The organism is Shewanella sp. ANA-3, from assembly GCF_000203935.1.
Taxonomy (GTDB): Bacteria; Pseudomonadota; Gammaproteobacteria; order Enterobacterales; family Shewanellaceae; genus Shewanella.
In genome coordinates, this window is sequence record NC_008577.1 from 2,291,918 (window position 1) to 2,312,575 (window position 20,658).

Annotated in this window: 19 protein-coding genes and 1 riboswitch; of the genes, 14 read left to right on the top strand and 5 right to left on the bottom strand. The window is 48.9% G+C overall.

Annotated features, from left to right (window positions below; all coding sequences use genetic code 11):
- Nucleotides 1-287 precede the first annotated feature (287 nt).
- From SHEWANA3_RS10150 to SHEWANA3_RS10160, 3 genes are read left to right on the top strand one after another with little or no spacing between them, the layout of a single operon-like run.
- Nucleotides 288-566, top strand: a complete 279-nt coding sequence (locus SHEWANA3_RS10150) for a YciI family protein (RefSeq protein WP_011716924.1) — start codon at nt 288-290, stop codon at nt 564-566.
- A gap of 27 nt (nt 567-593) precedes the next feature.
- Entirely contained in the window at nt 594-1,070 is a 477-nt protein-coding gene (locus SHEWANA3_RS10155; RefSeq protein ID WP_011716925.1) for a GNAT family N-acetyltransferase, read from the top strand.
- A 47-nt stretch (nt 1,071-1,117) separates the two neighbouring features.
- Complete coding sequence (locus tag SHEWANA3_RS10160) at nt 1,118-1,633, top strand: hypothetical protein (RefSeq protein ID WP_011716926.1); 516 nt, start codon at nt 1,118-1,120, stop codon at nt 1,631-1,633.
- A gap of 205 nt (nt 1,634-1,838) precedes the next feature.
- Here SHEWANA3_RS10160 and SHEWANA3_RS10165 read toward each other — a convergent pair whose 3' ends face one another.
- The 3 genes from SHEWANA3_RS10165 to SHEWANA3_RS10175 all read right to left on the bottom strand — a co-directional run bounded on the left by SHEWANA3_RS10165 (nt 1,839) and on the right by SHEWANA3_RS10175 (nt 5,587).
- Nucleotides 1,839-2,288 (bottom strand): carboxymuconolactone decarboxylase family protein, encoded by a 450-nt coding sequence (locus tag SHEWANA3_RS10165; protein ID WP_011716927.1) that lies wholly within the window; start codon nt 2,286-2,288, stop codon nt 1,839-1,841.
- A gap of 36 nt (nt 2,289-2,324) precedes the next feature.
- Complete coding sequence (locus tag SHEWANA3_RS10170) at nt 2,325-3,209, bottom strand: helix-turn-helix domain-containing protein (protein ID WP_041413012.1); 885 nt, start codon at nt 3,207-3,209, stop codon at nt 2,325-2,327.
- A 266-nt stretch (nt 3,210-3,475) separates the two neighbouring features.
- Nucleotides 3,476-5,587, bottom strand: coding sequence for a glycoside hydrolase family 97 protein (locus SHEWANA3_RS10175; RefSeq protein ID WP_011716929.1), 2,112 nt, complete (start codon nt 5,585-5,587; stop codon nt 3,476-3,478).
- Nucleotides 5,588-5,836: 249 nt separating this feature from the next.
- Between SHEWANA3_RS10175 and SHEWANA3_RS10180 the strand changes: the two genes are divergently transcribed.
- Complete coding sequence (locus tag SHEWANA3_RS10180) at nt 5,837-6,661, top strand: tRNA (adenine(22)-N(1))-methyltransferase TrmK (RefSeq protein ID WP_011716930.1); 825 nt, start codon at nt 5,837-5,839, stop codon at nt 6,659-6,661.
- Nucleotides 6,662-6,772: 111 nt separating this feature from the next.
- A complete protein-coding gene (locus tag SHEWANA3_RS10185) occupies nt 6,773-7,303 on the top strand; it encodes an NUDIX domain-containing protein (RefSeq protein ID WP_011716931.1) in 531 nt (176 codons plus the stop codon).
- Between the two features lie 30 nt (nt 7,304-7,333).
- Here SHEWANA3_RS10185 and SHEWANA3_RS10190 read toward each other — a convergent pair whose 3' ends face one another.
- The gene (locus tag SHEWANA3_RS10190) at nt 7,334-8,017 is read right to left on the bottom strand and encodes a hemolysin III family protein (RefSeq protein ID WP_011716932.1); all 684 of its coding nucleotides are present in this window, start codon (nt 8,015-8,017) and stop codon (nt 7,334-7,336) included.
- A 276-nt stretch (nt 8,018-8,293) separates the two neighbouring features.
- Here SHEWANA3_RS10190 and SHEWANA3_RS10195 point away from each other — a divergent pair, with 276 nt between their 5' ends.
- From SHEWANA3_RS10195 to SHEWANA3_RS10235, 9 genes are all read left to right on the top strand, one after another.
- The gene (locus SHEWANA3_RS10195) at nt 8,294-9,496 is read left to right on the top strand and encodes a hypothetical protein (protein WP_041412623.1); all 1,203 of its coding nucleotides are present in this window, start codon (nt 8,294-8,296) and stop codon (nt 9,494-9,496) included.
- Nucleotides 9,497-9,670: 174 nt separating this feature from the next.
- Nucleotides 9,671-9,769, top strand: a riboswitch (TPP riboswitch).
- A gap of 159 nt (nt 9,770-9,928) precedes the next feature.
- The gene (gene thiC, locus SHEWANA3_RS10200; protein ID WP_011716934.1) at nt 9,929-12,091 is read left to right on the top strand and encodes a phosphomethylpyrimidine synthase ThiC; all 2,163 of its coding nucleotides are present in this window, start codon (nt 9,929-9,931) and stop codon (nt 12,089-12,091) included.
- A gap of 2 nt (nt 12,092-12,093) precedes the next feature.
- Nucleotides 12,094-13,776 (top strand): thiamine phosphate synthase, encoded by a 1,683-nt coding sequence (gene thiE / locus SHEWANA3_RS10205; protein WP_011716935.1) that lies wholly within the window; start codon nt 12,094-12,096, stop codon nt 13,774-13,776.
- A complete protein-coding gene (locus tag SHEWANA3_RS10210; protein WP_011716936.1) occupies nt 13,773-14,789 on the top strand; it encodes a HesA/MoeB/ThiF family protein in 1,017 nt (338 codons plus the stop codon). The genes thiE and SHEWANA3_RS10210 overlap by 4 nt, the downstream gene beginning before the upstream one ends.
- Nucleotides 14,786-14,989 carry a sulfur carrier protein ThiS gene (thiS, locus tag SHEWANA3_RS10215; protein WP_011716937.1) on the top strand — a complete coding sequence of 68 codons (204 nt, stop codon included), beginning with the start codon at nt 14,786-14,788 and terminating at the stop codon, nt 14,987-14,989. The genes SHEWANA3_RS10210 and thiS overlap by 4 nt, the downstream gene beginning before the upstream one ends.
- A 1-nt stretch (nt 14,990) precedes the next feature.
- Nucleotides 14,991-15,749 (top strand): thiazole synthase, encoded by a 759-nt coding sequence (locus SHEWANA3_RS10220; protein WP_011716938.1) that lies wholly within the window; start codon nt 14,991-14,993, stop codon nt 15,747-15,749.
- A gap of 2 nt (nt 15,750-15,751) precedes the next feature.
- Nucleotides 15,752-16,867, top strand: coding sequence for a 2-iminoacetate synthase ThiH (gene thiH / locus SHEWANA3_RS10225; RefSeq protein ID WP_011716939.1), 1,116 nt, complete (start codon nt 15,752-15,754; stop codon nt 16,865-16,867).
- Nucleotides 16,868-16,978: 111 nt separating this feature from the next.
- Nucleotides 16,979-17,242: a hypothetical protein gene (locus SHEWANA3_RS10230; protein WP_011716940.1), complete on the top strand. Its 264-nt coding sequence runs from the start codon at nt 16,979-16,981 to the stop codon at nt 17,240-17,242.
- A 2-nt stretch (nt 17,243-17,244) separates the two neighbouring features.
- Nucleotides 17,245-19,467 carry a putative metalloprotease CJM1_0395 family protein gene (locus SHEWANA3_RS10235; protein WP_011716941.1) on the top strand — a complete coding sequence of 741 codons (2,223 nt, stop codon included), beginning with the start codon at nt 17,245-17,247 and terminating at the stop codon, nt 19,465-19,467.
- A gap of 174 nt (nt 19,468-19,641) precedes the next feature.
- Here the strand turns inward: SHEWANA3_RS10235 and SHEWANA3_RS10240 are convergent, their stop codons facing one another.
- Complete coding sequence (locus tag SHEWANA3_RS10240) at nt 19,642-20,544, bottom strand: LysR family transcriptional regulator (protein WP_011716942.1); 903 nt, start codon at nt 20,542-20,544, stop codon at nt 19,642-19,644.
- Nucleotides 20,545-20,658: the final 114 nt, after the last annotated feature.

The following is a 20,658-nucleotide window of genomic DNA, read 5'->3' on the forward strand; positions in this document are numbered from 1 at the left end:
CCCTCGATTTATCCAGTTATTACATCGGTGGGGCTGAGTGCATCGTCTTAGAATTGGTTCACTCGCGTTGTAATGAGGGGGAATATGTTGAAATCTGCTAATTGGTGGGTAAGTACATGGATCATTTTCAATTTAATTAACACGCCCTAGGCTATTGATAGCGAAAGCATAATGCATCACTATGTCGCCAGACTTTACGCACTGTTGGCTACTTGCCGCCATTGACGTGTGTGGCAAGTGCAATTGAATATTTATTCTGGCTTGGTATTACGCCCTTAAGGAACCCTATGTTTGTAATCACCTTAACCTACAAAAAACCGCTGGCCGATGTAGAACAGCATTTGGCGGCCCATATTGCCTATCTCGATGAATATTATGCCAAGGGGACCTTTATCGCCTCCGGCCGTAAGGTGCCCCGCACTGGCGGAGTGATCCTTGCCAAAGCAAATGGTCGCGCCGAACTTGAAGCCATTGTCAAACTCGACCCCTTCTATATCGAAGAGGTGGTAGAATTTGTCCCCACTCGAGCCGCAGCAGGTTTAGAAGCTTTAATTGAGCAGATTTAAAGGGTAGGGATACGAGCTAAAAACATAATGGAATATACCCAAGGTTTAATGCAGTCTGTGTATCTTGAGTGGGTGTCTGCGCAACAAGTCCCTATGGCCTTACTGTTAGAGGCCGATCCTTCCACTGCCAGTATCGAAGCGTATTTGGATAATGCTTGGTGTTTTGCCGCCAAGCATAAGGATGAGATTGTGGCCGTGTGTGTGGCTAAGCTCATTCGCGATAAGGTTGCGGAAATCTTTAATATGGCAGTTTGGCCTGACTATCAGCGGCAGGGAATTGGTTCTGTGTTACTGTCATTTGCCTTAACTGAATTGGCGAAAAAGTCGGTGGTTCGTGTGGAGTTGGGTACGGGGAGCTTTGGGTATCAACTTACTTATTATCAGCGACTGGGGTTTAGAGTCGAGGCTGTGATAAAAGATTACTTCTTAACCCATTACGACGTACCTCTGTTTGAACAGGGATTACAACATAAGGATATGCTGCGATTAGCGCTGGAATTATAAGCCGTGCTGACGATTATGGACGTAATGACAAATCGAAAGGATCTCGGATGAAACGTTATTTCACGGCAGTCTTATTCGCACTGTTCTCTGAAGTCGCACTGTTTTCAGAAGTCACAGTTGCTGAGCCACTTAAGTGGCAGACAAGATTAGCAGATCATGACGCGATGATTTTTGCCTCAAGCACGGGTGTAGATAGCTTGAAAGATGCGATAGCCGCAGTTCCCAAGTCGGTGTGGATTCGCTCGGTACAAGTGTCACCCCTTGCACAGTTCGATGGTTTTCAGCACGAGTTGCACACTTATCTGCAGCAACATTATCCGCAGATGTTAGCCGATGCCTTGGCTTCGGCGGGCAATATACATAACTCAAAGGTGGTGGCCCTACGGCAGGGATTTAAGGAAGCCACTCTCGCCTCAGGTTTTGTTAAGCTGATGAATGCCGATTTTAGTGCGCGCTGCGAAAGAATCACCTCAGTCGATATCGAGAAGTTTTTTATCACGACACAATCCTCATCACCCCAATTTGAAGCCATGCTCTGGTTAAAGACCGAACAGTGCCACTAGGCTACAAAAATCCCTTATCTAGCGTGAGTCACTATCAATATTTCCTTGACCAAACTGCTATCCCTCTTTACTGAGTCAGCCAATCAATGCTGTTAGATATTGGATGCTCGCCAAAACATGACTGCTGCGAGTACAGGTAGCGAGGGCACTAGAGTAGGTGCCCTTGCTGGCTTTGAAGAACAGGCTTGCGATAATTTTAGCGCGACTAGAGCGGTTGAAGATGGAAGGCGATCGCGATGCGGTTCCAACCATTAATGGCGATAATTAGGCTGGTGAGATCGACAATCTCCTTCTCTGAAAAGTGTTCTGCGACCGCGGTATATTCACTGTCGTGCACTGGCGATTGGGCGACGCGGGTTAAGGTTTCCGTCCAGCGCAGCGCCGCTTGCTCCCGTGCATCAAAGAGATCATCGACTTCGTGCCAAGCAGCCAGTAAATCTAAACGGCGCTGGGTTTCACCGTCGTGTCGCGCTTCTTCGGCGTGCATTCGCTGACAAAACGCGCAGCCATTGAGTTGCGATGCCCTCAGTTTGACTAAATGTACCAATAATGGCGAAAAAGCCGAGTCAGCGGCTGCTTTATCTAGGCTAATGAGTGCCTTGGCGAGCTCGGGTTGGAGTTGGTAAATCTGTTGGCGCGGAATACGTTCTGACATAAAGCCTCCTGTAAGTTGAGGCTTGAATCTAAGGGATTAATCGGCCGTTATATTGGAGATTTGCGACATCTTGCGTTTTTTATATTGCCCCGGTGTTTGCTGCATCACCCGTAAAAAGTGCTGATGTAGATGAGCTTGATCGTAAAATCCACAATCGAAGGCCACCTGCGCGAGACTAAGCGACGGCGATTGACTCAATAGGTTGCGGGCAATTTTCACTCGATTCAGCTGCAATAACTGTGCAGGCGATAAACCCGTTTCCTGCTTAAATTTGCGTTCAAATTGGCGTCGACTCATGGGGAGTTGCCCGTAAAAGGTCTCCAAATTGGCTTGGGTTTGAATGAGTTGAGGCAGAGTTGCGGGGACTAGGCTCATGCGCGTCGATAAGCTTAAGTCTAATAGCTGCGCTCGTTGCAATAGCCAGTGTTCCACAAGGGCGATACGCTGGCTTGGCTTGGGCGTATCAACGAGTTGGTATAAGAGCGTTGTTAAACCAACGATGGGCCACTGGGTCACATCGATAACGCTTGCTGTCGTATCGGCCTGCATGGCGGCAAGTTCAACCCCCAGTAAATGGAAGGCGCCACCGGGCTGAAAACGCACCGTAATTTGCTCGGTACCTCGCGCGAAGCTGTGACAATGCCGCTGCTGGCCCGAGTAAAAATACACCGAAGGCGTGTCGCCAATACCGGGTGATGGCAAATAAAAATGCAGGCTTGTGCCGCCATCGGGATAGAAGGTTTGAGCGATTTGTTGCGGTAAATCCGCCGCGACACGCAAATGAAAATAGCGCTGCACCCAAGGGCGCAGTGGGGCAATGGCTTGAAAATGATTAAAGCCTAAGTGGGCAAATTGGGTCTCAAAACGCTTAAAACTGCGCATTTCGAGTTCATTAGCCGTGTATCGCAAGGTCGTCACCATTAGCATTGGGGGAGTTTAGCTTAAGCTAACTTAATGCAGTTTGCATCCGTGTTGAGTGTGACTCAGTAGTGGAGAGCCGTGGTCCTGCTCAAATGAAATCCGCCAACGGTTGCCCAAACGCTGTAACTAAAATAACCAACTCAATAATAAAAAATAGTCACCAAGAAGTGCTTCTTGGTGACTATTGTAATGGCCACTATCACTTCGATTGCTGTAGCAATAGTTACTGTCGCGAGGGGCTTTAAGCGTCCATTTAGCGCTTGAGTTTACAGCGCTTTAAAGCGGATCGCTGTGCCGCCACTGCTGGCCAGCTGTAATGTCAGGCTATCCTTAGCATTAACCTCTTTGGTTTCAATCACATAATCATAGGGATTGGTTTTCCAATCGGCTTTTGCACCATCACGGTAGATCTGTGCTTGATAGCGTTTGTTTGGGTCGAGAAAATCCAGTTTCACCTTAACCTCGCGGGTATTTTCATCGGTTAGCGCGCCTAAGTACCAATCCTGTTGGTCCTTGGCTTGGCGGGCAAACACGACATAATCACCCACTTCGCCAGCCAGTGCGATACTTTGATACCAGTCTGTTGGCACATCACGGATAAACTGGAAAGCATCCAAATGTTTCTGGTAATTGCGTGGTAAGTCGGCAGCCATTTGGATTGGGCTATAGAGCACCACATACAGGGCGAGTTGCTTCATCAAGGTGGTTTGCACGCGGTTTTCGGCATCTAAGCCCTTGGGAGCTAAGTCAAAAATCCCCGGTGTAAAGTCCATTGGTCCCGCCAGCATGCGGGTAAAGGGCAGCATGGCGGTGTGTTCTGGGTTATTTGGTGGGCTGCCCCAGGCATTGTATTCCTGTCCGCGTGCGCCTTCGCGGGCAAGCCAGTTCGGATAGGTGCGACGAAGCCCAGTATCTTTAATCGGCTCATGGCTGTTGATGCTGATATGGTGCTTGGCGGCTTCGGTGACACTGTGCAGATATTCGCCTACCATAAACTGACCATCGTGCCATTCGTGACGGGTAATACCGTTCTCATCGATGCGTTTGATTTGTCCACCGTCAGCCACATAACCGGTTTTGACTTGGGTCACGCCATGTTTTTCATACAAGGCGAAGGCATCATCCATTTGATTACGGTAATGGGTTACTGAACCTGCGGTTTCATGATGACCAATCAGACGTACGCCTTTTTTCGCGCCGTAGGCGGTAATGGCGGGTAAATCGAAATCATCATAGGCCTTGGTAAAACTGAATTGATCGCCATTATGGAACCAATCACCATCCCAACCTTGGTTCCAACCCTCAACCAAGACACCATCAAATTGGTACTTGGCGGCGAAATCCATATAGCGCTCTGTTTCGCTGGTGGTTGCGCCGTGTGTTGGGCCCGAGCCCCAAGTGTTTTCATTGAGGTGCATCCCCCACCAAATACCGACATATTTGCCCGGTTTAACCCAAGAGACATCCCCCAGTTTATTGGGCTCGTTCAGGTTGAGGATAAGGTGCGAATTAAGCAGTCCCGTGGCCTTGTCGGCGATTTGAATGGTGCGCCATGGGGTATAAAAGCCCGCTTGGGTTTTAACGCGAATACCATCTGACCAAGGGGTGAGATCGGCCTTGAGCTTGCCATCGCGCTGTTGATCGAGGGTCATCGAGGCAAAATCAACTAACGCCGCCTCGTGAATGCTTAAATGGGTGCCATCGACCAGTTTAAAGGTAAAAGGAGTATGGGCTCTGTCGACCTGATTGAGCGCACTGGTGCGATACAGATATTCGTAGCGGTTCCATCCCCGAGAAGGGATCCACCAGGCGGTGGCCTTATCACTCTGACCAATATTAAATTCGGTGAGTTCATCGGTAATGGCAAGCGGCGTATTGTTCGGGAGGGCGTGTTGAGCCGCTAAGTGATAACGAAAACCTATGCCATCGTCAAAGGCTTTAAACTCCAGGTTTAAGTCGATTTTACCGTCGGTTAATACCACGCTCAGTTGATTGTGTTGATCCTTTATCCACTCTTGTTCACCCCAAGGTTGCTGCCATTGTTCATCGGCGCTGGCGCTGTGGCTCGATTTGATACGTAGACCTTGGCCTAATTCCCCCAATGAGGCAAAGACTAACCCTAAGCGGCTCGGTTCGATAATCGATTTGCCATGAAAATGGATTTGGTATTCGGGGCGGCCCGTATCATCACTCAGACTCAAGACGATTTGTTTATCGGGTGAGCTCAGGTTGAGGGTCTGTGCTGTAGCACTGGTGCAGAGCAGGCTGCCAATGCTAAGTGCTAGCAAGCTAGGCGTGAATAGGCTGGCGGCCCAATGGCGGCTATGTCGTTTTGGCGAGTTGATGTGGCGTACGTGGGTAAGAGGATTGCTGAACATTCCCTGATCCTTGTTTTTATAGTGAATATGGGTCAATGCATACTAGTGGCGATGGGTTTTTGCTCGCAATGGTTTGCATACGTATTCACCATAGTGAGCGGTTAGGTGGCAGGCGGATAGTAAGGCGTAAATAGATGGGTTTTAACCGCTGACTCGGGTAGAATGCGCGGCTTTTGTTTAAGGGTCTGTAGGTGTTTAAGGCGCTTAAGCCGATATAGGCAGCGATATGAACGCGTTTAGGAGTGAGCGGTGAAAATCAGTCAGCGATTACAGCAGATCAATCGAATGGTGGGCTCTGGATACGATCATATTTGGGACTGCTGCTGCGATCATGGTTTACTCGGCATGCTGCTACTGCAAAGAAATGCTGCACCTAAGGTGCATTTTGTCGATTGTGTTGCGCCCTTGATGCAGCAACTTAGCCTTGAGTTAGCAAGGTTTTTCCCCCTGCCGTCTATCTCTAACACTCAAAACGCTGAGCAACAGGCCAATACCCAGAGTGAATGGCAAGTGCATTGCCTCGATGTGGCGGCCTTGCCACTGGCGCAATACGGCAAACAAGCCAAGCACTTAGTGATTATTGCGGGTGTGGGCGGTGAGTTATTGGTTGAATTGGTGCGCAGTATTGTGGCGAATAAGCAAACTCAATGTGATGCTCAGAGTGGAAATAATTCGGGCAATCATGACCTTAGTCAAAGCACCTGCCAGCTCGAATTTATTTTGTGTCCCGTGCATCATAATTACCATGTGCGCAGCGCGTTGGCGGAATTGGGCTTATCCCTTAAAGATGAATATTTACTCGAAGAAAACCAACGTTTCTACGAGATCCTGCATTTAACTCAGGCCAATGCCTGCTCAAAAACGAATACCAGTTCTAAAACAACTGAAACTATGCCCTTAAGTGCGACGGGTTCAATCATGTGGCAAGGGTTAGATGCGGATAAAACCAACCAAGCTAAGCGTTATCTTGACCAAACCATAGGTCATTATCAGCGTATTCCTGAGCATCGCATGCCCAACAAGTCGCAAATTGTGGCGGCCTATCAGCACATTTTGCAGCAACTGAATTGTTAACCTCATAGTCAACATGCGGCCATTGAGCGCTTAGCCTTGGCGTTGACGGTTTTACTCTGTAAATCCATCGAGTTGGTTTATGCTATTAGGCCGTTAATCTTGAGTTTTATTATGCGTTTATTGAAGTCTACCCAAGCCGCCAATCTCAATCTTAAACAGGCGAAGATTTTTTATCGCCAAGCCGCCCGTGCCATAGTGCTGTCGGGGGAAGATATTTTGCTGCTCTATACCCAAAAATATCGCGATTACGGTTTGCCTGGTGGTGGGGTAGATAAGGGCGAGAGCCTTGAAGTTGGACTTATCCGCGAATTGCAGGAAGAAACCGGCGCCATTACCGCCAAAGTGTTAGCGCCCTTTGGTCGTTATGAGGAATATCGTTCCTGGTTTCGTGAGGGAGCAAATGTTGTACACATGGACTCTTACTGTTACCTGTGCGAAATCGATACGAGCCTTGGCGAGCGCGGCCTAGGTGAGCCAAGACTCGAAGCCCATGAGATTAAAAATGGCATGCGCCCTGAATGGATCAATATCCACCAAGCGATTGCCCATAATGAAGAGATCCAACGAACGTTCGCCAATAAAGGGCAATCCATCGACAGGGAAACCTTTCTGCTCAAACGAATCGTCGCAGAGTTGCTGTAGATAAAGTTAGCTTGATGGCTGCCTTAACGGTTAGATCACTGTTAAATAAATACAAAAGAAGTGGCTCATCGCGCCCGCCAATACAAATAAATGCCAAATCGCGTGATTGTATGGGATGCGTTTACCGACATAGAAGACCACCCCTAAGGTGTAAAACAACCCGCCTAATAGCAGAAGCTTAAATCCTAGCGGCGACATCGCCGCCGTCAAATCGCCCATCACAGTCACACACAGCCAACCCATCACCAAATAGAGCACTAGGCTCATTTTTTTAAAACGATGAATAAACAAGGTCTTAAATAAAATCCCACCAATAGCCAAGGACCAAATCGCCGTCAGGATAATGGTGGAAAGTTGTCCTTGCAGGCTGATTAACATCAGAGGGGTATAGGTGCCTGCAATTAAGCAGTAGATGGCACAGTGATCGGCAATCTTGAGTTTATGTTTCCAGCCTACATGCGTTACGCTGTGATACAGGGTAGAACTTAAAAACAACAGGATAAGGCTTGCACCATAAATAATAACACCTGTGAGCTGAATGCTGGTGAGGTGGTCGGCGCCCTTGAGGATCATAAACACTAAGCCGACCACACCCGCGATCACTCCAAGGCCATGGCTGATGCTATTGGCTATCTCCTCACTAAGGCTATAGCCACTGATATTCAATGGTTTTTCATGACTCATTTGCGGCTCTATCAAACTCTGGCTTGGCATGCTGTTGATCCACTCGATGGCGATAATGACTGAGTCTATCAGTTGATAAATTGGAAAGCCATAATTAGCTTACACGTGTAAGCTAATTTATTTTAAGGACCACATCATCAACTGAGACTTAGGCGAGCCCTTATCTAGTTGTACAACATTATGGTGCCTGTTTACGACTGATTAATGTCAACGCCTTGGAACTTTGTGCTGCGCACTTTCTCTAATCTCCCGTAGATGTCATGGATTTGTTAAGTACTTTGTCCATTAAGTACTAAGGGATGGATTTTGCCTATTCGTTCGAATATTACCCCAGAAGATGATCTTAGTTTTGACGCGTACGGTCGTGTGACAAACGATGAGACCGCACCATTTTCCGTTATGCCTTTTTGTGCAACGTCTTTCAGCGCTACAGCCCAAGGCGCTACAGATTTGAATACTAAGCCTTTTAGCGCTCATGCAGAGCCTTTGGGGAGCGATATAAGCCTTAATTTGCATGAGGCTAACCAAAAAGATATCGATAGCACATTTCAAACATCTTCAAAGCTAAGTGGGCGAGAGTGGTCGCAGTATTTCAATCTTAAGCCATTGTTTGGGGTCATTCTGGGCCATGGCTTACTGCTGTTGTTATTAATTTTTTTATGGCGAACTCAGTCGGAACACTTAGGGCTGTCGTTTACCGAATCATCTTCCAACGCACGGACTACAACCAAGGCGTTAAAGGCGTATTTTATTTATGCGCCGCCAACGCAAACTGCTCCAGCGGATCCGCCTCAAGATTACTCCGTTGAAGAACCTACCGTTTCTAGTGAGCCGATCACTTCGCCGCCTAACACTACGCAGCTGACAGTGGATGTTGAACCAGCCGCAAAAGTGATACCAAAACCCACGGAAAAGTTGGCGCCAAAAACTACAGAGCAGATTGCAAAACCTCTTGAAGTCAGCGCCCAAGCGTCGAATAGAGCAGTTTCAAAGACTCCAACACAGGACCAAACCCAGCAGAGTGCAAAAGAAGCTATTAAGCCTCAAAAGGCAGAAGTCCAATCAAGCTCGGCTCAAGCGGCAAGTACTCAGCAGTCAGATACTGGTGAGCAAAGCAGCGGTGCGGCTGGCAGTGTCGGTTTATTTACCCAGCGTTATTTTGAACGCCAGCGTGAGCAAGCCTTAGATGATTTAGTGTTAGAGCAGGCAAATCATTACAGCAAACGGTCGACTATGTCTGAAATGAGCCCCGAGATGGAGGTGTTGATTGTGCCCAATGCCGACGATTTTAGCGGCCCCACCAGTTTAGATTTAGAACTGGATCCCAATCGAATTGTCCGTAAAGGGGATACCTGCTACCGGGTCGTTAAAGTCGGCACCCAAATTAATCCCTATGCGGAGAATTTAGGGTTCCCCTTCAATTGCAGTGGCAAGAAAATGAATCAAGAAATTGATGATGCCATTAAGGCGCAGCTCGATAAAATGATGGTAAAGCGGCCAAAAGATTAAAAAATAGTGATGATAAATTTTCACTAAAAATGATATTTATTGTGGATTATAGAGTTTATTAAAATTAAATCTGTTTTATACAATAGGTTATTTGTTCTTTATTTTTGATTGGTAATTTGATTTTTATCCTAAAATTACGCTTGTTTGTTCGCAGCGCTTCTGCCTATACTTTTGCCCATCTTGTCGGAGTGCCTCTTGGCTGAGACCGTTTATTCGGGATCCGTTGAACCTGATCAGGTTAAAACCTGCGAAGGAAACAAGCATAATAACATCCATTAAATCGTATCAGTGGCAACCTTTTCGCCCTGCATCAACCCATCGATTTAGTCGTTATTGAGTCCGCAAATCCGCTTAGGGTTTGCAAGGCTCAGCTTCAACACTCAAGTCTCCAGACAAGCAACCCCATTTTTATTTGTTAAAGTGAGATTGCTTATGTCCAGTTTAGAATCGTCCTCAGAATCGATTGCCGTGAACACCCTAGGGCAAACGAGCCGCCGTGCGGCGCGCGCCCAGGCCCAAGCCTTTATCGATACCCTTAAACCATTACAACACCCTAATTCGCAAAAGTTGTATTTGCAGGGGAGTCGTGAGGATCTCCGTGTAGGGATGCGGCAAATTCTGCAAACCGATACGCGGATTGGCGGCACTGCAGCAGAGCCTACAGTTGAGAAAAATCCTCCCATTCCTGTGTACGACTGCGCGGGGCCTTATTCCGATCCAGCTGCGCAAATTAACGTGCGCCAAGGCTTAGCCAAACTCAGATTACCTTGGATTATCGAGCGCCAAGATACCGAAGTGCTTGATTGTGCGACCTCAGATTTCACCCAGCAGCGCCTGAAGGATGATGGGCTTGATCATCTGCGTTTCGAAGCCGGTTCAAGTGCAATTGTTCGTCCCCGCCGTGCCTTACCGGGTAAACGCGTGAGCCAATTACACTATGCCCGCCAAGGGATCATTACCCCCGAAATGGAGTATGTGGCGATTCGGGAAAATATGGCGCTCGCCGAGGTGCAGGATGAAATCTTAAACCGCCGCGGCCAAGGTGAATCCTTTGGTACCGTGATCGGTAAATCGATTACCCCTGAATTTGTCCGCGACGAAATTGCCCGTGGGCGCGCCATTATTCCGTTAAATATCAATCACCCTGAAGCTGAGCCCATGATTATTGGCCGTAACTTTCTGGTGAAAGTGAATGCCAATATCGGCAACTCGGCGGTCACGTCTTCCATTGAGGAGGAAGTGGAAAAGTTAGTCTGGTCAACCCGCTGGGGCGCGGACACTGTGATGGACTTGTCCACGGGGCGATATATCCATGAAACCCGTGAATGGATCATCCGAAACTCGCCAGTGCCGATTGGCACAGTGCCGATTTATCAAGCTTTGGAAAAAGTAAACGGTGTTGCCGAGCACCTGACCTGGGAAGTATTTCGCGATACCTTGATTGAGCAAGCGGAGCAGGGCGTCGATTACTTTACCATCCATGCGGGCGTGTTATTGCGCTATGTGCCCATGACTGCCAAACGGGTGACTGGGATTGTGTCCCGCGGCGGGTCGATTATGGCCAAATGGTGTTTGAGTCACCATCAAGAAAACTTCCTCTATACCCATTTCCGCGAGATTTGCGAACTGTGTGTTGCCTACGATGTATCGCTGTCATTAGGTGACGGTATGCGTCCAGGCTCCATTGCCGATGCCAATGATGAGGCGCAGTTTGCCGAGCTTGAAACCTTAGGCGAGCTGGTCAAAATCGCCTGGGAATACGATGTGCAGACCATTATCGAAGGGCCAGGGCATATCCCGATGCAGCTTATCAAGGAGAATATGGATAAGCAGCTTATCCACTGCGCCGAGGCGCCATTTTATACCTTAGGTCCACAAATTACCGATATTGCACCGGGTTACGATCATTTCACCTCGGGGATAGGTGCGGCGATGATTGCATGGTATGGCTGCGCCATGCTCTGCTATGTGACGCCGAAAGAACACTTAGGTTTACCCAATAAGCAGGACGTCAAACAAGGGCTGATTGCCTACAAGATTGCCGCCCATGCGGCCGATATTGCTAAAGGTCACCCGGGCGCGCAGATCCGCGACAATGCGTTATCTAAGGCGCGCTTTGAATTCCGTTGGGAAGACCAATATAACTTAGGGCTTGACCCTGATACCGCGCGTGCCTATCACGATGAATCCCTGCCACAGGAATCGGCCAAGGTTGCGCATTTTTGCTCTATGTGTGGCCCTAAGTTTTGCTCGATGAAGATCACCCAAGATGTACGTGACTATGCGGCAAGTTTAGCGGCGGGTGCGTTAGCAGGGGCTTCGTCAAGCCAGAATAATGAAACGACTGAAGCGCTTGCATCGATAAACTCTGCTCCACAAGGGCAAGCTAGCAAAGAAGCAATCCAGCAGATCAGAGTCAAAACCCAAGATGAATTAGCGGCGGCCATGGCGCAAAAATCGGCCGAGTTTGCGGCCTCGGGCGCCAAACTGTATCTGCCGCTAGGTGATGCTAATGCAGCCAATACTGCCAACGAATCGGCAAAGCATCAGGATGGGACAGAGCTCCAACCCACAGTACAGGTAGCGGAGGTTTGATAATGACCTCTGCTAAACATGTTAGCCACTTGGCGCCTAAACCTATCGTCTGGACCATTGCGGGTTCAGACAGCGGTGGCGGCGCGGGGATCCAAGCCGACTTAGCCACCATCAAGGATTTGGGCGGTCATGGATGCAGCGTGATCACCACGTTAACGGCCCAAAGTTCGGTGGCGGTGGATTTAGTTGAGCCTGTGAGTGAGGCAATGCTACTCACACAGCTCTCGACCCTGTTAGCCGATCTACCGCCTCAGGCGATTAAAATTGGCTTACTCGCGAATCAGCAGCAACTGCATTTAGTTGCCGATTGGTTGGCTGGCTTTAAAACCCAGTTTCCACTCGTCCCTGTTATTCTCGACCCTGTAATGGTTGCAAGCTGTGGGGATGAACTTGGGGATAAGAGCACGGCGAGCCAGCCACTGGATTTTACGCCCTTTAAGGGCTTGATTAGCCTGATAACGCCGAATGTGCAGGAGTTGGCAAAGCTTACTGTCACAACTGACAAACAAGTGTCACCAATACACACAAAAGCAGCGTTCGCTGCTGCGGCAATGCAACTCTCTGAACAATTAGACTGCAGCGTATTAGCCAAGGGCGGCGATGTTGATTTTGCGGCTCAGGCAAGCGTAGGCATTAATACAAGGGATAGCTTAAGCGGTCACAAAAGCGATATCACAAGTCATCGCAGTGCCACAGATAATCAGCGTATGGCGGAAGATTTGTTGATTTGTCATCAGGTTACAGGTTGCACACCGCTCGACGCTAATGGCTGCTTTTGGCTCAGCAGTGCGCGGATTAACACGCGCCATAACCACGGCAGTGGCTGTACTCTGTCTTCGGCCATCGCCTCGGTGTTAGCCTTTGGCTTTGTATTGCAGGATGCCGTTGTGGTAGCAAAAGCCTATGTCAATCAAGGCTTAACTTATGCAGGGGGGATTGGCCAAGGCCCAGGGCCACTCGCGCGTACCGCTTGGCCGCACAATTTGACGGCGTATCCTCATATTACTGCTTATTCTGAAAACAGCTTGAGTGAATCCAGTGATGTGCAATGCGGCGCGTTTAAGCGCCTTGAGCCTGACTTAGGAATCTATCCTGTCGTCGATAACCTACTGTTACTCGAACAGTTATTAGCGGCAGGCGTGAAGACGGTACAGCTCAGGATAAAGTCTAATGCGCTAAAGTCGGACGAACTTGAGGCTCAAATCCAAACCGCGATTGCCTTAGGTAAACACTATGAAGCGCAGCTTTTTATCAATGATCATTGGCAGTTAGCGATAAAACATGGCGCATTTGGGGTGCATCTTGGCCAAGAAGATCTGGCAGTGACGGATCTTAATGCCATTCATGCAGCAGGATTGGCGCTAGGCATCTCGAGCCACGGTTATTTCGAGTTGCTGCGTGCCCATCAACATGCGCCATCTTACATCGCCCTCGGGCATATTTTCCCAACGACCACCAAGCAAATGCCATCGGCGCCGCAGGGATTATTTAAACTCACTCATTATGTTGAGCTGTTAAATACACACTATCCCTTAGTGGCAATTGGTGGCATAGGACCTTCGAATCTTTTGCTAGTCAAAGCGACTGGGGTGAGCAATATTGCCGTGGTGCGGGCGATTACCGAGGCTAATGATCCAGTAATGGCCCTTGCCGAATTGACGCGAGCCTGGGAGTCAAGCCTATGATCACGACACAAGAGCAGGCGCAATCCCTTGCCGATAAAGACTTTATTCGTTATTCGCGGCAAATATTTTTACCCGAGGTCGGCGAGGCTGGCCAGTTGCAGCTTAAACAGGCTCATGTGCTTATCGTAGGCCTCGGAGGCCTTGGGCAATTGGCGGCGCAGTATTTAGCCTGCGCCGGTGTAGGACGCTTAACGCTTGTCGACAGCGATAGGGTGGAATTATCCAATCTGCCAAGGCAATTACTCTTTAGTGACGACGATATTGGTCATCACAAAGCCTTAATTGCTAAACAGAAATTGGCTGTGTTGGCGCAAGATTGTGAGATTGATGCCGTTGCTGAGCATCTGACTATTGAGTCTGCGAACGCGGTATTTTCGAATCTGTTAGCCCATGGCAAAGAAGCTAGGTTAGTACTTGATTGTACAGATAATCTTGCGGCGCGCCATTGTATCAATCGGCTGTGTATTGAGCATGCCTTACCTCTGGTGAGCGCATCAATTGCCGCTTTCAACGGCCAATTGTTTGCCGTTGATCAGCAGCGTTTCCCTCAGGGAGGCTGTTATCACTGTATTTTCCCCTCAGATACTCGCGCGCCACAAAACTGTAGCAGCCAAGGTGTACTTGGCCCCAGTGTCGGCGTAATGGCATCGATGCAGGCGCTGCTAGCAATGCAATTGTTGCTCCTAGCCACGCCGTCAACCTCTGCAACAAAGCAAACAGCCAATCAGACTTTCGAAGAGGCAAGCCAACCAATAGCCTCCACGAGAGCGCTACTTGGAAGATTTTGGCGCTTCGATGCCAAGTTGCTGCAATGGCATTCGGCCGCATTAACCCGTGATCCCGAGTGCGAAGTGTGCGGATTAAAACCGAGTTCATTAAAGCCGAATTTATTAAAGTCGAGTGAATTAATGCCATGCGAACCAAGCAAGAGCGAAGAAAGGGCTAATGCTAACACCCACCATTCAACTACAGCCGTTTCATTCAAATCTGTCCCTAATCGAGGTTTGTTATGATTTTAATTCATCTCAATAATGTGCCCCAGATACTTCAACAACCGCTGAGTTTACAAGCCCTGTTAGAAGCACAGAATATTTGCCAACACTCGGTTGCCTTAGTGCTTAACGAGGCCGTTGTACCCAAACATAGATGGTCATCTATCCTTTGTCATCATGAGGATAAGATAGATGTATTTGCCGTTGTCGCCGGAGGTTAAGATGTTAACGATTGCGGGTGTGGAATTTGAGTCACGATTATTTACGGGCACGGGTAAGTTCAGCTCAAGTCAGCTGATGCTGGAGTCAATTAAGGCGTCTAAATCGCAATTGGTGACAGTTGCGATGAAAAGAATTGATTTAAAAACAGGGGCTGATGATTTGCTATCGCCACTAAGGCAAGCGGGCGTGCGACTCTTGCCTAATACCTCGGGTGCGCGTAATGCTAAGGAAGCGATATTTGCCGCCGAATTAGCGCGGGAAATGTTGGGAACACAATGGGTTAAACTTGAAATTCATCCCGATCCTAAATACCTAATGCCCGATGCGGTCGAGACATTAGCCGCGGCCAAAACCCTGTGTGAACGCGGGTTTATTGTGATGCCCTACGTGCATGCCGATCCTGTGCTGTGCCGACGCTTAGAAGAGGTTGGCTGCGCCGCCGTAATGCCATTGGCAAGCCCAATTGGGACGAATCAGGGGCTGGTGACTGAGCCTTTTATCAAGATGATTATTGAGCAGGCAAAAGTGCCCGTGGTGATTGATGCGGGAATTGGCACGCCCTCCCATGCGGCCCACGCGATGGAGCTGGGAGCCGATGCCGTGCTGGTTAATACCGCCATCGCGAGCAGTGCTTCTCCCATTGAAATGGCGCAGTGCTTTAAGGACGCGGTGGATTGTGGGCGCCGCGCCTTTGAAGCGGGGCTTGGCCGAGTGCAAACCCAGGCTGTACATACCAGTCCACTAACGGGGTTCTTGTAGCAATGAGTTTTGTCGACCAATTTGCCCGTATTGAACGGGATAAGTTATTGCTGGCGTTATATTCCTGCACGGCAGTGGAGGTTGAGCGCGCCCTGATGCAACCCGAGGGCAATCTACAGAGTTTACTTGCCTTGTTGTCTCCAGCGGCCGAGCCCTATATCGAAGAGATGGCGCAGCGCTCGGCGGCGCTCACTCGGCAACGCTTTGGGGCCAATATCGGACTCTATCTGCCCTTATACCTGTCGAACCTGTGTGCCAATGAGTGCGACTATTGCGGCTTTAGCATGAGCAATAAGCTAAAGCGCAAAGTGCTCAATGAGCAGGAAATTGCGGCTGAAATGGCGATTATCAAATTCCGTGGTTTTGACTCCATCTTGCTGGTGTCGGGAGAGCATGACACCAAAGTGGGGATGGATTACTTTAAGCGCGTGTTACCCATTGTAAAACAGCAGTTTAGTTATATGGCCATGGAGGTTCAGCCGCTTGAAGAGGTTGATTATCGTCAGCTTGTCGAGCTAGGGCTGGATGCTGTGATGGTGTATCAAGAAACCTATCAAGCGGCGACCTATGCCAAGCATCATACCCGAGGCAATAAACAGGACTTTGCATATCGGCTCGCAACGCCCGACCGCGTTGCTAGTGCGGGTGTCGATAAGATAGGCCTAGGTGTGCTACTAGGTTTAGATGACTGGCGGCTCGATGCTTTACTGATGGGCCATCATCTGGACTATTTAGAACGGAATTACTGGCGTACTCGTTTTAGTATTTCGTTACCACGTTTGCGGCCTTGTACCGGCGGTATAACACCAAAAGTGCATTTAACCGATCTTGGACTGGTGCAGATGATCTGTGCCTTCAGGCTTTTTAATCAGCAACTTGATATCAGTTTATCGACACGCGAGGCGCCATCGCTTCGGGACAATTTACTGCCGCTTGGGATAACACAGATGAGTGCGGGGAGCTCGACACAGCCAGGCGGTTATCAGGCGCCAGAGAGCCAATTAGATCAGTTTGAGATAAGCGATGAACGTACTGTTGAGCAGGTCATGACTCAGATGCGACTCAGGGGATTTAATCCGGTTTTCAAGGATTGGGAATCGGCTTGGATTGCGCGTTAATAGGGGACTAAAAGTGATTTTAAAATGCCTTTATGGCGGGGGATAAACCTGTACTTTGCCTGAGGTTTGATTAATAATTAACCCAGTTATCACCAGATGCAGGAAAACTCTATGCAAATCCAATCTGCTTATGCTTCCGGTCTGCAAGGCTTGCAAACGGCCCAATCAGGGTTAACGCAGGCAACGATTGATGTGGCTAAACCTAGCCCTTCGCAAAGTGCTGCGCCCACAGAAACCGCTAAAGCGGTAGATGAACCCGATAAAACCTCAGCATTACTGTCGGCAAATGAATCATTGCGACAAGGAGAGGCATCGACTGAGGTGCTTGAACGTGAATCTGAAGCAATAGGTTCGATAATCAACATCAAGGTATAGTTATGTCGGTTATGGCGCTGTCATCACAAATTGGCGCGCCATCCACTTCGTTTTTAGGTGCAGATAAGTCTATTGAACCGTCAAAAGGGGGAAAACCTCAAAGCGGACAGACTTATCAAGGAGGAAATGGTCAGGCGGTCGCAACGCTCTCCGCTTCAACCGTTAACCTGAATACACCAAAATTCGAAGCGAGTGGGGCACTTGCACCATCATTAAGCAGTCTTGGGGCTGCGATGAACCAAGCTGTGCCCATGAGTAGGACAACGCCCGCGTTATTGACGGACGTTAAACCTGCTAGTGCTCCGATTTCATCTCATGTTGATATAGCTCCTGTTCAGAAGGCTTTCACCGCACTCGGTGGAAACGCCACGGCGCAGCTGAATTCAAAACAGTTACATTCGAATAAGCCGCCTTCACAAGCACTACAATCCAATCAGCCACATTCGGCTCCGTTAGATACAAGCCTACTAGCATCAAGCAGTAGTAGTTTCAGCTTACTTACCGGCCCCCGCTCCATTGGCGGAATGAGGGAGGGACAAATTGCTACCGTAGACACTCAGCCATCAGTGTCAACCTTAACTGCATCTGATGTCGGTTTTAGCACTACAAGTGATGCCATTACGCCTTTTGCTCCTCCGGCTCCAAGTCTTGCGGCCACAATTGCCACACCTGACGGCAGTGTTGTTTCTGCGAGCCTGGGGTTAGCCAATATTTTTTCTACATCTACGCCAGTCGGTACGAATATTGGCCCAACAGAGTCAAATGGCATATTGCCAAATGCCTCAAGTGCTGTAGTTACTCCTTTTACGACTGAATTCGTAGGCGTCGATGCGATTGGCAAAGCGTCAGATTCCAGCGCTTCAGCTTCTTTTAATCCAAACGCGCTTCAAGAGAGCAATCAATCAAGCGGTGTAAGTGAGCAGTTAAGCCGTGTTTTTAATGAACCCTCGGGGGAAAGTGGCCAAGTAGGTGCTGGAATAACCCCAAATGCTCAAACGCAACAGCAGCAGACTCAAACGGAACAAATTCAGGCTCAAAATGCGCGAGATGAACAAGCCAAGCAGGCAAGGACACAGGCGGTGCAGGAGCAGGAGCAAAAGCAGCAAGCGTTAGCCGAGGTTTTTGCCAAAGCTGACCAAAGTAAGCAAGCTCAGCAGGCACAGGACGAGCAAACTCGTCAGCAAGATTTAGCGAAGGAGCAAGTTAAACAGGCTCAGGAAAAGGCTATTGAGCAGCAAAAAGCCCAAGTTGACGCATTAAAATCCCGAGACACAGAAGTCAAAGCTCATGAGCATGCCCATGCGAGTGTGGGCGGTCAATATGCTCAAAGCCCCAGTTTCAAGTATGAAAAAGGTGCCGATGGTCAGCGTTATGCGACTGACGGTGAGGTGCAAATCGATGTGTCGATAGTACCTGGCGATCCGCTGGCGACCATCAATAAGATGAAGCAAGTCTATGCGGCGGCGATGGCACCCGTTGATCCCTCTTCGGCCGATATTCGTGTTGCCGCAGAAGCGCTACAGAAAATGAATGAGGCCAAGGCTAAACTTGCTGAGGAACGTCAGCAGCAGATTGTTGATCAACCGACAACAGAAACGCTGATTGGCGCAGAGGCACAGATTGACGGTTTACCACCGCTTAAGGAGCGGCAAATTCAAGTCACGGGCAAGATTGATGCTAATGGCAATATCACTGCGCCCCAAGATGAACCATCGGCTCCTGTGACAGAAGTGATTGATAAGATTAAGCAAGCTATTGCGGCTCAGGTGGCATCAAGTAATACTTCAGATGCAGTAAGTACCACTGAAGTTGATACGACAGAGACCATTGAGCCGCCAACGGCGACCTTAGCGATTGGCGCCGTACCAAATAAGGATGAAGCGCCAGAGGTTGCTATGCAGCGGTTGGCGTCGTCTCGTGACAATAAGAGCGGCTTGAGTCACACAACAAACGGCAGTAATGCGGTGCGCTTCTATGGCTCGGTCGCCGTGGCAACGCTGGCGAGTAAGGGAAGTTCTGAACTCAACCAATCAGGTTCGGATGAGGCTTCACTTGAGCGGATAGATGATTCGGCACTAACCACTCATTCGCCTAGCGATGAGGGGAATAGTGTTATTTCCCATGGATTAGCGCTTGAGTCTTCAAGCCGCCAAAATACACGCGGCTTGTTCAATCCTCAGACCTTAGCATTGCACCGTCCGCGTTTCTTAGATGTGAATGTCTAGCCTCTCATTCTCGATATATCCTCAAATCTTAACTAACTAGCGTTTGTCCATAAAGACTAATTACTTAAGCCTGCTTTGTTTGGCAAGTTCAGTCGCCATAAAGATAAACCCATAGTGATTCCCTATTGGTCAAGCGCTCATTTTTACGTGCTAGAGGAAACGACCTCTGCGCTATCAATCGCTTGTACTCACACCATGATGTTTGAGGAGATAAGAGGCCAGCAGTTTTGAAGCGGGGCCCTGTTGGTCACGATTCGGGATCACTAGGCTTAGCATAATCCGCCGTTTCTGGCTGCCTTGGAGGTGTAAGCGCACCAGTTTGCCTGCGGCTAATTCTTCTTGAATAAGGAAAGATGGGATCCAACAGAAACCAATGCCCTGATTTAAAATGACTTTCGCCTCATGGAAGTTAGATACAGTCCAGCGCTGCTCGGCTTTTAACCAACCGATATCCACATTGGGTTGCAGGCCCGTGTCTTTGATCACCAGTTGCAGGTGCTGCGCCAGTAGCTTGTCATCGTCTAAGGTACCCATTTCAGCTAAGGGGTGGCTCGGGTGGCAAACCAGATGCAGCTCCTGCTCACACAGGGGCTCGGATAAATAGCCCTTCGGCGGAATGCCGGCGCAAATCGCAATATCGACTTTATTCTGAAGGATTAATTCTTGAGTACCTGTGATGACTGAGTCCAACATTATGATGCGTGTGCCGCGGCTATGGGGCAAAAAGTCACTTAACGCGCACACTAGACTTTCCATCGGATAGACGATTTCGCGAGCAATGGTAAGTGTGGGCTCCCAACCTTGCTCAAGGTTGCTAGCAAGTTGTTCTAACTCGTTGACCGCTTGAGTCACATGGCGCGAACGGCGCAATAATACTTCGCCCTGTGGTGTCAGGTAAGCTTTGCGGCCTCGGACCTCGAGTAGTTCTATGCCAAGCTGGTGTTGCAACTTTGCCACCGCATGATTGAGTGAGGATTGGCTCTTATTGAGCTTTTCCGCCGCCTGCGCGTAGCCGCCGTAATCGACGACAGCCTGTAAAATACGCCATTGCTCAAGGGTAGATTTCGCGCGAGTCATGGTTGTCCTCATGTCGAAAACGACAGGTTTCTAAAAAAGCGATAGATTGAGGCTTATAGTGGCGAGCTATGATCGTTTTTTCAATACTATTATCGTGTTAATTGAAAAAGAGGT

Coding starts and splice junctions, on each gene's coding strand:
- thiH (WP_011716939.1), top strand. CDS start 15,752: ATGAGTTTTGTCGACCAATTTGCCCGTATTGAACGGGATAAGTTATTG.
- SHEWANA3_RS10230 (WP_011716940.1), top strand. CDS start 16,979: ATGCAAATCCAATCTGCTTATGCTTCCGGTCTGCAAGGCTTGCAAACG.
- SHEWANA3_RS10240 (WP_011716942.1), bottom strand. CDS start 20,544: ATGACTCGCGCGAAATCTACCCTTGAGCAATGGCGTATTTTACAGGCT.
- SHEWANA3_RS10210 (WP_011716936.1), top strand. CDS start 13,773: ATGATCACGACACAAGAGCAGGCGCAATCCCTTGCCGATAAAGACTTT.
- SHEWANA3_RS10155 (WP_011716925.1), top strand. CDS start 594: ATGGAATATACCCAAGGTTTAATGCAGTCTGTGTATCTTGAGTGGGTG.
- SHEWANA3_RS10160 (WP_011716926.1), top strand. CDS start 1,118: ATGAAACGTTATTTCACGGCAGTCTTATTCGCACTGTTCTCTGAAGTC.
- SHEWANA3_RS10185 (WP_011716931.1), top strand. CDS start 6,773: ATGCGTTTATTGAAGTCTACCCAAGCCGCCAATCTCAATCTTAAACAG.
- thiS (WP_011716937.1), top strand. CDS start 14,786: ATGATTTTAATTCATCTCAATAATGTGCCCCAGATACTTCAACAACCG.
- SHEWANA3_RS10235 (WP_011716941.1), top strand. CDS start 17,245: ATGTCGGTTATGGCGCTGTCATCACAAATTGGCGCGCCATCCACTTCG.
- SHEWANA3_RS10220 (WP_011716938.1), top strand. CDS start 14,991: ATGTTAACGATTGCGGGTGTGGAATTTGAGTCACGATTATTTACGGGC.
- SHEWANA3_RS10150 (WP_011716924.1), top strand. CDS start 288: ATGTTTGTAATCACCTTAACCTACAAAAAACCGCTGGCCGATGTAGAA.
- SHEWANA3_RS10175 (WP_011716929.1), bottom strand. CDS start 5,587: ATGTTCAGCAATCCTCTTACCCACGTACGCCACATCAACTCGCCAAAA.
- thiC (WP_011716934.1), top strand. CDS start 9,929: ATGTCCAGTTTAGAATCGTCCTCAGAATCGATTGCCGTGAACACCCTA.
- SHEWANA3_RS10165 (WP_011716927.1), bottom strand. CDS start 2,288: ATGTCAGAACGTATTCCGCGCCAACAGATTTACCAACTCCAACCCGAG.
- SHEWANA3_RS10190 (WP_011716932.1), bottom strand. CDS start 8,017: ATGCCAAGCCAGAGTTTGATAGAGCCGCAAATGAGTCATGAAAAACCA.
- thiE (WP_011716935.1), top strand. CDS start 12,094: ATGACCTCTGCTAAACATGTTAGCCACTTGGCGCCTAAACCTATCGTC.
- SHEWANA3_RS10170 (WP_041413012.1), bottom strand. CDS start 3,209: ATGGTGACGACCTTGCGATACACGGCTAATGAACTCGAAATGCGCAGT.